This is a genomic window from Paenibacillus sp. FSL M7-1046, assembly GCF_038007405.1.
Taxonomy (GTDB): Bacteria; Bacillota; Bacilli; order Paenibacillales; family Paenibacillaceae; genus Paenibacillus_AQ.
The window spans coordinates 6,993,871-7,007,576 of sequence record NZ_JBBOXB010000001.1; the positions used below are offsets into that span (position 1 = coordinate 6,993,871).

General features: G+C 49.7%; 14 protein-coding genes. 6 read left to right on the forward strand and 8 right to left on the reverse strand.

All coding sequences use genetic code 11. The features are described from left to right. Positions 1-107: 107 nt before the first annotated feature. Positions 108-1,211, forward strand: coding sequence for a glycosyltransferase family 4 protein (locus NYE29_RS31400; RefSeq protein WP_340899000.1), 1,104 nt, complete (start codon positions 108-110; stop codon positions 1,209-1,211). A gap of 88 nt (positions 1,212-1,299) precedes the next feature. Here the strand turns inward: NYE29_RS31400 and NYE29_RS31405 are convergent, their stop codons facing one another. The 4 genes from NYE29_RS31405 to NYE29_RS31420 all read right to left on the reverse strand — a co-directional run bounded on the left by NYE29_RS31405 (position 1,300) and on the right by NYE29_RS31420 (position 3,968). Then, positions 1,300-2,529: an exo-alpha-sialidase gene (locus NYE29_RS31405; protein WP_340899001.1), complete on the reverse strand. Its 1,230-nt coding sequence runs from the start codon at positions 2,527-2,529 to the stop codon at positions 1,300-1,302. 19 nt (positions 2,530-2,548) lie between these two features. Further along, positions 2,549-2,920 carry a hypothetical protein gene (locus NYE29_RS31410; RefSeq protein WP_340899002.1) on the reverse strand — a complete coding sequence of 124 codons (372 nt, stop codon included), beginning with the start codon at positions 2,918-2,920 and terminating at the stop codon, positions 2,549-2,551. A 237-nt stretch (positions 2,921-3,157) separates the two neighbouring features. Continuing rightward, positions 3,158-3,559 carry a hypothetical protein gene (locus NYE29_RS31415; RefSeq protein WP_340899003.1) on the reverse strand — a complete coding sequence of 134 codons (402 nt, stop codon included), beginning with the start codon at positions 3,557-3,559 and terminating at the stop codon, positions 3,158-3,160. A gap of 4 nt (positions 3,560-3,563) precedes the next feature. Then, the gene (locus NYE29_RS31420; protein ID WP_340899004.1) at positions 3,564-3,968 is read right to left on the reverse strand and encodes a hypothetical protein; all 405 of its coding nucleotides are present in this window, start codon (positions 3,966-3,968) and stop codon (positions 3,564-3,566) included. 174 nt (positions 3,969-4,142) lie between these two features. Here NYE29_RS31420 and NYE29_RS31425 point away from each other — a divergent pair, with 174 nt between their 5' ends. Beyond that, complete coding sequence (locus tag NYE29_RS31425; protein ID WP_038590046.1) at positions 4,143-4,904, forward strand: SGNH/GDSL hydrolase family protein; 762 nt, start codon at positions 4,143-4,145, stop codon at positions 4,902-4,904. A gap of 42 nt (positions 4,905-4,946) precedes the next feature. Next, the gene (locus tag NYE29_RS31430) at positions 4,947-5,177 is read left to right on the forward strand and encodes a hypothetical protein (RefSeq protein WP_340899008.1); all 231 of its coding nucleotides are present in this window, start codon (positions 4,947-4,949) and stop codon (positions 5,175-5,177) included. A gap of 157 nt (positions 5,178-5,334) precedes the next feature. On the opposite strand, the gene NYE29_RS31435 is transcribed toward NYE29_RS31430, so the two are convergent. Further along, positions 5,335-6,456 carry a tetratricopeptide repeat-containing glycosyltransferase family 2 protein gene (locus NYE29_RS31435; RefSeq protein ID WP_340899010.1) on the reverse strand — a complete coding sequence of 374 codons (1,122 nt, stop codon included), beginning with the start codon at positions 6,454-6,456 and terminating at the stop codon, positions 5,335-5,337. A 259-nt stretch (positions 6,457-6,715) separates the two neighbouring features. Here NYE29_RS31435 and thiD point away from each other — a divergent pair, with 259 nt between their 5' ends. Next, a complete protein-coding gene (gene thiD, locus NYE29_RS31440; protein WP_038590041.1) occupies positions 6,716-7,528 on the forward strand; it encodes a bifunctional hydroxymethylpyrimidine kinase/phosphomethylpyrimidine kinase in 813 nt (270 codons plus the stop codon). Between the two features lie 222 nt (positions 7,529-7,750). Here the strand turns inward: thiD and NYE29_RS31445 are convergent, their stop codons facing one another. Beyond that, positions 7,751-8,662 (reverse strand): hypothetical protein, encoded by a 912-nt coding sequence (locus NYE29_RS31445; protein ID WP_340899013.1) that lies wholly within the window; start codon positions 8,660-8,662, stop codon positions 7,751-7,753. A gap of 312 nt (positions 8,663-8,974) precedes the next feature. On the opposite strand from NYE29_RS31445, the gene NYE29_RS31450 reads away from it, so the two are divergent. After that, positions 8,975-9,769 carry a helix-turn-helix transcriptional regulator gene (locus NYE29_RS31450; RefSeq protein WP_340899015.1) on the forward strand — a complete coding sequence of 265 codons (795 nt, stop codon included), beginning with the start codon at positions 8,975-8,977 and terminating at the stop codon, positions 9,767-9,769. A gap of 92 nt (positions 9,770-9,861) precedes the next feature. Here NYE29_RS31450 and NYE29_RS31455 read toward each other — a convergent pair whose 3' ends face one another. Then, positions 9,862-12,183 carry an alpha-L-arabinofuranosidase C-terminal domain-containing protein gene (locus tag NYE29_RS31455; protein ID WP_340899018.1) on the reverse strand — a complete coding sequence of 774 codons (2,322 nt, stop codon included), beginning with the start codon at positions 12,181-12,183 and terminating at the stop codon, positions 9,862-9,864. A 228-nt stretch (positions 12,184-12,411) separates the two neighbouring features. Here NYE29_RS31455 and NYE29_RS31460 point away from each other — a divergent pair, with 228 nt between their 5' ends. Then, a complete protein-coding gene (locus tag NYE29_RS31460) occupies positions 12,412-13,230 on the forward strand; it encodes a serine/threonine protein kinase (RefSeq protein WP_340899020.1) in 819 nt (272 codons plus the stop codon). 4 nt (positions 13,231-13,234) lie between these two features. Here the strand turns inward: NYE29_RS31460 and NYE29_RS31465 are convergent, their stop codons facing one another. Then, a complete protein-coding gene (locus NYE29_RS31465) occupies positions 13,235-13,483 on the reverse strand; it encodes a hypothetical protein (protein ID WP_076113002.1) in 249 nt (82 codons plus the stop codon). Between the last annotated feature and the right edge of the window lie 223 nt (positions 13,484-13,706).

Here is a 13,706-nt window from a genome sequence, read left to right on the forward strand (position 1 = left end):
TTGATTAATGACCGGATACCCGGTACTTTTCCTATCCTTCTGAATAAAATAGTATACAAAAAGCATCGCTGCTGATGCTATATTCTCCAGAAGGGAGGCGATCATCGATGAGGTTCACATTCCCCATTCTCACCCTATGCCATGGCGGGGCGCAACGGATGCTGGTGGAGCTCACCAATGGTCTGACAGCTTTGGGCCACCAGGTTGTGATTCTCATGCCGCTGGAGGGCGACATCTCCTATGAGATCCACTCCACCCTGCTCCGCACCGACCACACGGTGCTGCGTGAAACCGACTTTCCGGCCAGCGATGTCATTGTTTCCAATTTCTATACCACTGTGCCTGTGGCCGAAGCCGCCAGCAAGAATGGAAAGGGAGTTCATGTACGCCTGTCCTTATGTTACGAGCCGCTTTTTTTGCCGGAAAATCATGTATCCTTTCCCAGTTATCATACCACCGGCAAGCTGATCGTTCTATCACAGTGGCAGAAGGAATTGATTGAATTAAATCATGGGATTTCAGGAAGTATTGTGCCTGTCGGCATCAGCTCCTCCTTTAATAATATGCGTATCCGCCACAAGCTGCAGGAGCCGCTGAACATTACCGCTATTCTGCGCAAGGTTGAGAACGGCTTCTCCTGGCATCGCGAACAGGATTATCTGGTACAGCAGCTGGATATCGTCAAACAGAATCTTCCCGGTGTAAACATCAACTTCATCAGTCCGCCGGATGAATTCTATACCTCGGATTCCCTGCAGCAGATGAAGGCCAGCGGCAAATACCGCTTCTTCACACCGCAGAATGATGAGGAGCTCTGCTATCACTACAATGGTGCGGATATCTTTGTCAGCTCCAGCATTTTTGATACCGGGTCCCTTCCGGGACTGGAAGCCATGCGCTGCGGAGCGGCGCTCGTCTCCGTGTACTCCGGCGGCAATCTGGAATATGCCCGTCATGAAGAGAATTGTCTGCTCTCCTACCGGTACGAGAACCGGCTCGCCGAGGATGTCCTCCGCCTGAGCCAGGATCATCTGCTCAGAGCCCGGTTAGCCTTGCAGGGAGAAAACGATTCTGCCGGATGGACCTGGGAGAACAGCGTCAGAATCATGGAACGGAGTATCAAAAATTTCCTCCAAGGCACACCTGTAGACAATCAGCCCAAGTCCGCACTGGTGCGCAGGATGAACAGCTTTAGGGCAGGCAGGAAATAACGATTTCCTCAAAAGCAAAACAGCAGCGCAACTGCCGAAATTTGGCGTTGAGCTGCTGTTTATTCTGTTGCGGCTTACATACATATGTTCAATTCCCGAAAATAACATCCTGTTTTCCAAGCCGCGTGTCGTTCCATACAGCTCCCAGTGTATCCGGGAAGATCGTTGCTGCGGTAATATAATCTCCAATGAGCGGAACTGGTGTAGGTGAATTCCCGTTCGGATTCGTGGACACATCCGATACTCTCCGGTTCACAAAGGACAAGCCGCTGTTGATGGATTCCGCCACGAAGACATCCAGCAGGAAACCATCCAGACGGTTCGTATAATAAATTACCCGCACCGTTCCGTTGGAAGGTGACACCGTAATCGAAGGTGAAAAATTCTGCGAGCCTGGCGGCGCCCCCGTAATGTTGACCGGCTGAGACCAGAGTAAGCCATCTTGCGACCGCGAGAAAAAGATGTCTGCATATCCCAGCCGGAAATCATTCCAGACCGCATACACAAACCCGCCGAAGGATCCGGCTGAGATATCCGCCCCCAGGCTGAGATTTGTCTGCACACGGAATGCATAATTCGGTACGGGCAGCGGACTTGGCACAGGCACTGTATTGGCAATAAATGTAGCTCCACGGGTAACCGGAGGATTAAAGGTGACTCCGCCATCCAGTGAAACCCGGATATAGGCATATTTAGGTCCCGCCCCAAGCTGAATATAACCGACGTATACCTCACCGGCGAGCCCGACCGCCAGAGCAGCACGCTCAAGCCTCCCTCTCGGATCTGATATACGCTGCGGAGGTTCCCAGCTTAATCCCTGATCTAAGGAACGTTGAAAGAAGATCGCCGAGTTCTGTGCTAGATCATATAGCGGCGTGTAGCCTACATAGGCATTTCCCAGGTACGGACTGGAGGGTGAGCGGTCCACGGCAAGAAAAGGCTCATCATTGTGGATATAGAGACCAAAACCCCGCCGGACAATAACAGGGGGATTAAAGGTCACTCCGTTGTCGAAAGAGGTATAGGTTGCAATGGTTCCATCATTAAACGCATTAAAAAAATGAACGGCAACAATAAAGGTATTAGGAAACGTATAGTCTATGGTAGGTGCTTCAGCACTCATATAACCCGGTGCCTGCGGCAGAATTGTAGCCGACCATGTCTGCCCCCCGTCAATAGATCTGTAGAATCCGGTCAAAGCTGTACCTGTGCTGTCATCCACCGCCACCGCGCACAGAATATTCGGACTCAACGTATTTACTGCGATTGAAGGTTCAATATGATTGCCCGGAAGCCCGGCGGTAACATTGACATTCACCAATTCGTATCACCCCATTTTAAGTAGAGAGAATTGTTAAGCGGTCGATGTATGTAAGCTCCGGCTGAAGAATGTTTTCCAGGACATTCCCTGCGGTGTCCAAAGCAAACACATTCACGACAGTATTAACGGCACTGTAGAAATTGATTTGAGCTTCATAATAATCAGCGAGGCTCACAGAAAAGGTCTGAACGACAAGCTGCTGGGGATTGACCTGAAATAGGGCCTCGCCCACCGGGACGCGGGTGAAATTGTTGCCCCGAAAATGAAAGATCTGCAAATTGATATTAATTGAGGCAACAATCGAATCATTCAGGCACGAAATCTGAATTCGGTCGATATGGTTGAGTCCGGCCGGCGGATTGTAAACCGCCCCCGTTGTAAAGGGCATATTTTCTAAACTCCTTTCCGTCTGCTGCAAGCAGAGAGTTTCCCGCAGGACAATGCGCAGCCCACCTCCTTCGCAATCAGGAATAATACAATTCCATTCATGTGTATGTGGTTATTATTTGTCCAATGAGAGAAAACTTTGCCCAACCGGTGAGTAAACGAAAAATAATAGTAAAGGTTCAGGCCTGGAGTATAAAAAAAACTGCCAGGAGCATGATCGCTCCGGCAGCCTCAAAAGTTAAAGGATGGAAAGCCCCGAGAATAAAAGCGGACCGATAATAACCGGCGGGTTCACCGTACCGATTGAAGAAGCGGTTAAAGCATATCCATAATATCCGGCAGGGATTCCGCTATCTGCAAAGGAGAAATGAACGGCTTCAAAGTCGTTTACTGCCAGCCCGCTGGATCGAATGGTGAAGACCTGCACTGCATTGCGCGAGATCGTAAAAATAATGTCGGAGCTGTTTGGTCCAGTGCTTTGCAGGCCAATGGTGCCTTGAAGTAAAACTGATCCATTAGCGCCTACAGCTAAACCAAATTGTCCCAGAACAGTGCTGTTTGGCAAGCTGTTTACGGGCAATGATGCGGACTGGCTGAAGCTCGACGGGATGCTTTTTCCGAAATCAATAAGTTGTGTCATGGCGTCACACCAACGATAGTCCTGAGAAATCCACAGGACCTACCAGATTTGCAGAATTAAGGGCAGCATTGTTAACAATCGAGACCGTCAGCGTATAGGCAAAATATCCGGCAGGCACATTGGAATCCACATAGGAGAAACTAATCGGGTCAAATTGTCCGGCGTTCAGCGCACTTGCACGAATTGAAAAAATAGCGGCTGCCCCGCGCAAAATCGTGAACAGCAGGTCCGGACTTCCGAGTGTGGTTTGCACGCCAACCGAAGCATTGAGCAGGACACTGCCTCCTTGCGCTGTCGCGAGTCCAAACTGGGTCAGTGTATTGCTTGAAGGAGCGCCAAGGATCGGCACGGAAATCGACTGGCTGAAGCTGGATATTGAGCTTTTACTGAAATCAACAACCTGGGTCATTACAAAACGCCTCCTTGTCACAAATTTAACTCTATATAGGATATGGCATTATTTAAGAAGTGACTGGACCTCTTCAGCCCCTAAATCCATGACATATATACATAGGCAATCCTTGGACGAATGGATTACACTAAGATTAAGTACAATATAGCTATCGGAGGTGAGGCTAGTCATATGAACGTATCGGACAAACAAACTGCCGTGCCCCAGTTTAAATATATGGTAAGCGGCGATTCCATCTCCAAAGGGGTGGTCTATGATGAAGCGAGAAGCAAATATGTCATTCTGGAAGAAAATTACGTGTCGCTGCTTCAGGGCAATCTGAAGGGAGCGCTGCGCAATACGGCCAGATTCGGCAACACACTGCTCAAGGGCTTCGGCAATCTGAAACGGGATGTGCTGAAGGAGAAACCGGATGTGGTACTGATCGAATATGGGGGAAATGACTGCGACTTTCATTGGGAGGAAATTATGAATAACCCTGAGGCAGAGCATAATCCCAAGACCGATTTCACGGCTTTCGAAAAAATGCTGCTGGATATGATTGATTTCCTGAAAAGCCAGGGAATTATGCCTATTCTGATGAGTCTCCCTCCGCTGGATGCGGACAGCTATTTCAAATGGGTCAGCGGAAACAACCCGGCGTCGGAAGTGAATATTCTGAAATGGCTCGGCAGCATCACTAAAATCTACTGGTGGCAGGAAAGATACAATTCCACGATTATCAAGGTCGCCGAGAGCACCCGAACCAAAATCATTGATGTCCGGGGCGCTTTTCTCCAGCAGCCGGATTTCACCAAGTTCATCTGCCGGGACGGGATTCACCCCAATAAAGAAGGACACCGCATCATCTTTGACAAGGTGCTGGATTTCATCCGAAGCAGTGAACCCCAGCTGCTGGTGGACAGCACCGGACAGGCTGCACACAGTCATTAAAGTCTAAAAGGCCTGCTGCATATGATAGATGCAGCGGGCCTTTTGCCGCCTGTTCAGGGATTATGGGATGGAAACTACCGCAGGCAGCTGGCGGAACAGATGGTTCTGTCTCCTGCATTCAGAAAATGCTGTTCCAGTAAACTGGCTTATTATGTTTGCTGTGTCTACCGGACTCAGGAGCCGCTATCTTACCAGGAACGTGCTGTATTCCTTGCCGGCGGACTGCATAGCCGTTATTCTCGCCAAAAGGCGGCCATTTATCGCCAAATGTAGAGCATAACGTCCATGAGGTCCGATTCCTCGCTGAATGATGCTTTTTATCCGAAATAGCTGCATTGGAGTCCGGATGCAGCCGCAAAGTGCAAGTAGGTCTGCTCAAAAGCCCCTTATTCAAAGAGCAAAGCGGCCAAGGAGCTGGGCGGGCAACGCGTTATTCCGCTTCCTTCTCGGCAGCTTTCCGTGAATGCAGCTCTACATAATTGTCTCCGAGCACATTTTTGAAATAATTGCGGTTGTAGAGCATACTGGGATGGACGGGATGATAGAGCAAAGCGGCTTCATTGAATAGATTAGCTTTCTCGCGCTGGCCCAGCCGGTCATAACATAAAGCCAGCTGAAGATTCGGCACCCAGGTGGCAAACGCCTCGTTCTTCACACCCATAGAATCATTATTCCGCGGGAGTTTAATCGCAAGCTCATACCAGTAGACAGCCGGGAGCAGCTGGCCTTTCTCTACATGCCAGGCACCTAGCCGGCAGCAAAACTCCGCCCGGGGGGTATCATACTGCAGCGTGCGGCATAATGACTGGAAGGCTCCCTCCTTGTCTCCCAGCCGCTCCCGGCATTCAGCCAGCCTAAGACAGGCCTGGTAACTATCTTCAATCCAGCCCAATCCTCCGTCGAGGAACAACTCATAATAGCGGCAGGCTTCCTCATAAATTCCATGATCGCGCAGCTCGTTGGCATAATAATACTGGTCACGCGGCGAGAATACCTCACCCTCCGCCACCCGCTTCTGATAGATCCGCAAATTGCGGTCTGTGTATACTTTGTCTTTTTCATGAGTGATGCAGACATCACTGCTGTAAGCGGGCCCGTAGACCTCCAGATACTCGTGCACCGGACCTATCCACTTGAAATTGCAGCTTCTGCGGACCAGCCGGTTGCGGCGCAAAGAGGTGACGACTCTCCCCTCTTTGTCAAAAGCCAGATTGTACTGCATGTTCACACTGTCCACACCGTCTGGCAAGCTGTGCTTCAGCTCCCTGAACCGTGCATGATCCACGTCCTTCAGGTAGTCATCGGCATCCAGCCAGAAGATATATTCCTTGGTAGCTTTACTGAAAGCAAAATTGCGGGCGGCTGAGAAATCATCAATCCAGGTAAAATCATAAATAACCGCCCCATAGGACAAGGCGATTTCTTTGGTGTTGTCCGTTGACCCGGTATCCACAATGATGATTTCATCAGCAATCGCCCCTACCGAAGACAGGCAGCGGGGCAGGCTATTCTCCTCGTTGCGGACAATCATGCATACGCTGATTTCTATCATGGTACCCTCCTCAAAGTTTTGTGAGCACACGCTTTTCTCCTATATTGATATGCACCGCAGCAGGAATGGAACCCTTGCTCCTACCTATGACATTTCCGCATTCACCACTGACCCTAAGGCGAAAGCCCGGAGTGAAACAAGCGCAGTGTGCTTTTTTGAGGACGCTGGCGGTGTTTTTTGTTATAATATCGAAAGAGTTTAAAATGATTCCCTCTGAATCAGGCTTTAGAATTTCATATACAAGAAGGAGACGTTACCTTTGTCAAAGATCATAAAAACCCTAACCATTGCCGGCAGTGACTCCAGTGGAGGCGCAGGCATTCAAGCTGATTTAAAAACCTTTGAGGAGTATGGCACCTACGGCTTCAGCGCTTTAACGACCATTGTCACCATGGACCCGGATAACGGCTGGCACCATAATGTCTACCCGATTGACTCTTCCATCGTGGCGGAGCAACTGAAAACTATCTTTGCCGGTGGACCTGTGGACGCGATGAAGACAGGGATGTTGGGCAGTGTGGATATTGTGCTTGTTGCGGAAAAAGCGATCAAGGAAAACCTCCAGACCAATGTGGTCATTGACCCGGTTATGGTCTGCAAAGGTGAAGACGAGGTGCTGAACCCGGAGAGCGCAAATGCCATCCGCGATCTGCTGCTTCCGCTGGCTACCGTAGCCACTCCTAACCTGTTTGAAGCAGGGGTGCTCTCCGGACTGGGCAAGCTCACAACGATTGAAGAAATGAAAGAGGCTGCACGCCTGATCCATTTGCTGGGAACCCAAAATGTCGTTGTCAAAGGCGGGAAAGCGCTAGGTGGAGACCTTGCGATTGACGTCTTCTTCGACGGCTCCGAATATACTGTACTTGAGACCGCCAAAATTGAACCTGCGTACAATCACGGAGCAGGCTGCACGTTTGCAGCTGCCATTACCGGCGGCCTGGCGAACGGCCTGTCCGTGCATGACGCAGTAGTCAAAGCGAAGGATTTCGTCTCCGCAGCCATCCGCAGCGGTTACGCCTTCAATCAATATGTCGGCCCTGTATTTCATGGCGGTTACCGCCTGGAACAGTAGGACAAGCCGGGGCTGTAGGACTGCACAGACAGGGCTGTAATTCCCTGACTGGATATGCGTCCCTCAACCTGCTACCTGCTTGCTATACGCATAACAAAACCGTGCCCCGTATAAGGTGGCACGGTTTTTGTTTGCCTATTGTAAAAAACCGTTATCGTGCTGCGCAAAGCAGCATGATAACGGTTTGTTCTATCCAATCGAAGTTTCAGAGAACCTCAAGGCTTATTTTTGAGCGGCTGACTTCCCGGCGATCTTCTCAATGAACGAAATGAGCTTGTCCTTGTTTTCATCTTCACCAAGGACCCCAATAATGATGTTTTTGGAATTGTGGTTGAGTGGAAGCGCGGAAACAAACGGTGAATCTGTAATGTCTACGCCGTACAGCTCCTCCTGTCCGCTTTCTTCATTCTTCCCCCATTTCAGGCGGGAATCGTCTTTGGCAATTGCCCCGTCTGCTACGACGGCCTCCAGATTTCCGAAGCCATCCTGCCCTCCGATCCATTCCAGGGTTGCTTCATCCAGAATGAGAACATCCGGCTGATTCGCCGCCAGTTCTACAACGGCCTTCTGCATATAGTTCATATCAAACGTATCCGAACCGGGTCCTGTTTGCGGGAGATAAACGATACTGGCCTCCACCCGCTTCCAATCAGGGTATTGGGCGATAACTGCCTTTTCCAGAGCATCCGTCTTGCCATCCGGGTCCTGAACCCCGAAATTGCCCAGGAACATGATTTCCGCATCAACCGGCGGCAGAGAGGCGAGGTATTTCTTATGCTGCCAATTGTTATAAAGCGCGTTCCCGCCTACAGCCAGTACAATAACGATAATAATAGATACTATTACATGTGTCTTGTACAGCCGCATAAACCGTTCCCATTTACTCGCAAAACCGGAAAGCTTGCCGTATTTCGCCAGTCTCTGCTGTTCAGCTTCCTGAATCTCCTGCTCGTCCAGACTATCCAGAATAAACTTGAAGGCCTGAAAATCCTCCTCCGGCGCCGACCTTTCATCATCGGAAGCTTTGGAACGCCGCCGTTTAAGCAGCAGATCAAACCGTTTATTTATCTCTTCTCTGGATACGTTTTCAGACAATCCCACTCGTTCATATGCCTTCTTCAGCTTCTCATTCACATTAAATTTCTCCTTTGGTATGTATGATGCCCGCCTTGCTTCGCCGCTGCCGTCTCTGTTCTTAGCTGCGTTTACTCTTTCATTATATATTTTACTGACACTCGACACAATTTCTCTCTGAATGTTCTGACATCTGATTACGAATAACTGAATGCGTCCATTCAGAATCCCGGATGAATCCCCTCTTACTTTTATCTCTGTCACTAACTTATTATCTGTTAATCTCACATATAGCTCTTACTTGACCCTTAAAATAAAATGTTTTATTCTATCCTCTAACTGATCTATTATATGTTTTGGGAGAGTGTGGAATTGATACAGCTGAAGAGATGCGGTTATAACGTCATCCATCCCGAAGGGTTTACGATAGACCGTCCCCATGGTTCGGGGGATTATCTGTTTTTAATGTTCCGCAGCACCATGGAGATACAGCTACAGGGCCAAACGATCATCGCCGACAAAAACACCTACATTATCTACAAGAAAAGCAGCCTTCAGTTCTACCGGGGGGCCGGATGTCCGATGATCCATGATTGGTTCCACTTTGAGATGGAGGACGCCGAGGATTTCTTCAGTCAGCTGAATCTTCCGTTTGACACGCTGATCCGGGCGCATGACCCGTTCTATATCTCCAGAAAAGTGAATGATATTCAACTGGAGCATCTGCAAACCGGCTCGTTCCACAGCGAAATTATTGATTACACGATCCGTTGTCTTTTTATGAAGCTGAGCGATATCCGCAATCATGTGGAGAATCACGAGCAAATCAGCAAATACTACGATCAGTTTCTGGCTCTGCGCAATGAAGTCTATAACTCGCCCTGGATTTGGTTTACCGTGGATCAGCTTGCAGAGAAGCTGCGGCTCAGCCGGTCGCATTTCCAGCATATGTACAAGCAGATCTTCGGAATTCCGGTCATGGTTGACGTCATTCACAACAGGCTCGGGTACGCTTCGTATTTGCTGGAGAACACTTCCTACCCGGTAAGCCATATTGCTTCCGCTTGCGGCTATGAGAACAGCGTGCATTTTATGCGGCAGTTTAAGAAGTTCGTCGGGCTTACCCCAAGCCAGTTTCGATTGAAATCCGCAGGGCCAGTCCCCTAACACCAGCGCAAAAGAGCGGATAAAACAGCAGAAAGCGCCTGCTTCCCGGGAAGCTAAGCGCTTATGGTCTATTCTCAGCTATACAAGGTTGCTTATCGGAGTCTCATCACTGTCACCGACTGCTTCGGAAACTCATAAGCAAAGCTGCTGCCCTCTGTCTGCAAGGCCTTCTGTTTCGGGGAGACAAGCATGGGCTGCTCGAAGCTGTTTTCGTCCTCCGGCTGATGTCCCGACATTTCATACACTTCTATACTCAGTCGCTTGTCCGCCAATCCTTCCAGTACAATCTCAGCAGCAACGCTCACTTCCTGCACATTAACTGTTTTGAGAATCATATCCCCGGTCGAATGCTCTACACTTGCTGTGTAATAGAGCGGTTCTATTACAGGCAGTTTATCTTCCGCCTCGTTAATCAGCTCTCCGTCAATATAAGTGCGGATCTGCCTTCCCGAGACCTCCAGTGTAAGATTGTATTCCACATCACTTTCGACGGTGAACAGGGTCTGGGTCAAGACGGAATTTCTGCCTTGTGCAATGGAAGCAACTATGGAATCCTGATTCTGCCAGCCGCCGATTTCCCAGAATAAATGATTTTGTTCATCTGCTTTGCCAAAATAGAGCACAAACCCCTTTGTCCCTCCGGTGCGTACCGCTTTCAGACTCAGCGTGTAATCCGTCCAATGCGTAGGACCCAGCTCCAGCGTCCGCTTGGCTGCTCCATTTAAAGCCGGATCCGGCAGATCCGCAACCTCACCGGACAGGTCTGCATAAGCCTTCACATCTCCGGTCAGATTGTTAACCAGTGTGATCTCGGAGAAACGGGCAGCGGAAGCATCCACCGCCAGTGTGATGGCTCCGGTTATCGGTTGATCCTCCTGTGCTTGAGCAGGTGCAAATCCGCAGCTTCTCATCTCCAGCAGCTGATCTCCCTGGTGGTTCATGAATAATTTCTGCACGTAATAATTGGCCGTCCCGTAGGCTTGATGATTGTTGAACCATATCATATCCGGCTTCCAATTGACATAATCCACATTGCAGAGCATGGGGGCATAACAGGCCAGTCCGACCGCGTGGGCGTTGTTCTGGAGCCCGGTCATGAACGCAGCTTCGACCAGCGCATTATAATAAGTGTTGCCCCATGAGGCATATTCACCGAGGAATACCTTCGGCTCACCGGCTTTAAATTCATCATACCGGTGATGATTGGCCAGGAACCACTCCGGTGCCGCATAATAATGCTCGTCTACCAGATCGGAGCCGTTTGCTCTGGCTGATGCCCAGCCCCGTTCATATTCCTTGCCCGCTGAGAAAGGGCCGCTCGAATTAATCACCTTAATTTCCGGATACTTGGCCTTGATGGCCTCATGGAAACAGGGATACCGTTCGAAAAACGGCTCGCCTACCTCTTCGTTCCCAATGCCGATATACTCCAGGCCAAAGGGCTCCGGATGGCCAAGGCCGGCACGGATGCCGCCCCATTCCGTTGAGGAATCGCCGTTCGCGAACTCTATTAAATCAAGCGCATCATCAATCCACGGCTGCAATTCATCCAGTGGCACAATCCGTTTATGATGCGGGTCGTATCCGCCGGGCAGAACCGGAATCGGCTTCGCGCCAATATCCTCGCAGAATTGAAAATACTCCAAATACCCTAATCCAAGCGTCTGATTATAACTCCAGTTGTTCCGTCTGGGCGGTCTTTGGGCTATATCCCCGATGGTATTCTTCCATCTGTACATCGAGTTTCTGTCATCCGGGTTAAGCGACCCGTCATGGATCAGACAGCCTCCCGGAAAACGCATAAACTTTGGCTTCATGTCCGCGAGCAGCACTGAGAGATCCTCGCGCAGGCCGCCGGGCCGATTCAGGAAGGTCTTCTCCGGGAACAGGGACACCATGTCCAGACATACCTTTCCGCTTCCCCCTGCAAGGATTACAAGCCGGCTGCTGTTGTCTGTACTATCAGCTTGTATTACGGCCTCGTACCGGGCCCACTCACTGCTGTTCACGGTGATTTCCGCAGCACCATAAACGGTGCCGTCTACTCCTTCTATCGTTACAGTCAGAGACGTATCCCAACTGTTATCGCGGCGTGCGTACATGGAGAATTTATAATTATCGCCTTCTTTTACCGGGATGCCGCTGTTAAAGCCCAGATTCATGATGCCGACTCCGCCACCCTCCGACACAATGTCGATGACTGCATAATGGAGATTCCGGGCATTTAAAGGTTCTTTGTCTTCCACAGTGATTACAGCTTGCCCGTCTCCGCGTATCACCGGTTCCCAGGCAGTCAGCGCATGGTAGTCAGCCTTGTCTATGGGATCAAATTCAAAGGACCGGTTCTGGACCAGTTCGGCATACAATCCTCCGTCCGCTGCATGGTTGAGATCCTCGAAGAAGATGCCGAACAAATCGCTGAGTTCCGCCCCGTATGGACTGTTAATGTTCCTTCTGTCTTCATTTGTTCACCGCTTTCCTTTTGATTAATAATTATATTAATTAATTAGCTATTGTATAAATTATTATAGCCAGTACTCTTCCTATCCGTCAACCGTTCAGCAGCGGCAATGGCAGATGCCCCAAGGCCAATGATATAATTTATAAATCATGAGAAATAAAGAAGACGAGGTAACGTCAACGTGTATAAATATCTGAAAAGCTTCCTGCAGGCATGGGCGGACTATCCACTAGAGAAAGGCAGTTTTATCGGTAAGCGGTACAGAATTATAGCGCAGATTGGCGTTGGCAGCTACGGAATTACCTACCGGTGCATGGACGAACAGGAGCAGCAGATCGTAGCTGTGAAGCAGGCCAAGCCGAGTAAGAAAGGAATCGGGCAAAAGATGCTGGCCTGGGAACGGGAGGTCATTTCACAGCTGGAGCATCCCTTCATCCCGGCCTGCCGCGATTATTTCAGCGAGAACCGCTCCTATTGGCTGGTGACAGATTATGTGGAGGGCAAAACGTTAGAGGATCTGATCTTTGCGGACAGCCGGACTTTCGGAGAGCAGGACACGGTGAAGTGGACACTGGAGCTTATGGAACGTGTGCAATATGTTCATTCAAAGGGCTTTGTTCATCTGGATATCCGCATTCCGAATGTGATTATGCGGGGCGAAGATCTCTATTTGATCGACTTCGGATTAGCTGCACCGATCGGCGGCAATGACACAGCAGTCCGGCAGCAAACACAAACAGGCTTCAACAGCGTAACGCCGTCGAAGCCTTCAACCATTCAAGCTGATCTATTTGATATCGGACACCTGATGCTATTCATGCTCTACTCCCGTTTCAGCCCCACATCCGGTGCAGCTGAAGGCAGCTGGATGGAGGAGCTTGAGCTCTCACCACAGCTGGAGCTTATTCTCATCAGGCTGCTCGGTGAAGGCGTACCTTATCAGAGCACCTCCGAGTTTGTCTCCGAACTAGCGGCAAGTCTCCCCGGGCTGAGGTCTTAACCGCTCAGCTCGAATGGCTGCCGTATCTATTCTTATAATATTTATGCCCTTTATGACCGCTGCCATGACGGTAGTCCGAAGAAGAACCTCCCCGGGATCTCGGTCTGTCACTGCTGGAATGACGGGAATACTGTATTTTCTTATCGGAGCTGGAATGACGGGCATACCCTTGCCTTCCCCGTTTGCTGCTGGAGTGTTTATGCTGGGAATGCTCAACGGAATGAATCACCTTTTTCAGCAGTTTCTTAAACATACCATCGCCTCCTCTGTAAATTGGCCGGACCACTTATGTTCGTATCAGGATACTACAAGTATATGCAACAAAAAAGCTGGGGTTTAGAATATACTTAAAATTAGAACATATTTTTTGCCCTAGTGCAAATTTACGGAGTATCGGTGAACCCGAAAGATAAAGAGCCCCCTTTAATAGGAGACTCTGGCATGTACGCGTGAGGAATTCCGCCATCCATATGTGA

What these genes read in the sequence shown, in the direction of transcription:
- NYE29_RS31400 (WP_340899000.1), top strand. Translation starts at nt 108, where the DNA reads ATGAGGTTCACATTCCCCATTCTCACCCTATGCCATGGCGGGGCGCAA.
- NYE29_RS31410 (WP_340899002.1), bottom strand. Translation starts at nt 2,920, where the DNA reads ATGCCCTTTACAACGGGGGCGGTTTACAATCCGCCGGCCGGACTCAAC.
- NYE29_RS31415 (WP_340899003.1), bottom strand. Translation starts at nt 3,559, where the DNA reads ATGACACAACTTATTGATTTCGGAAAAAGCATCCCGTCGAGCTTCAGC.
- NYE29_RS31420 (WP_340899004.1), bottom strand. Translation starts at nt 3,968, where the DNA reads ATGACCCAGGTTGTTGATTTCAGTAAAAGCTCAATATCCAGCTTCAGC.
- NYE29_RS31425 (WP_038590046.1), top strand. Translation starts at nt 4,143, where the DNA reads ATGAACGTATCGGACAAACAAACTGCCGTGCCCCAGTTTAAATATATG.
- NYE29_RS31435 (WP_340899010.1), bottom strand. Translation starts at nt 6,456, where the DNA reads ATGATAGAAATCAGCGTATGCATGATTGTCCGCAACGAGGAGAATAGC.
- NYE29_RS31465 (WP_076113002.1), bottom strand. Translation starts at nt 13,483, where the DNA reads ATGTTTAAGAAACTGCTGAAAAAGGTGATTCATTCCGTTGAGCATTCC.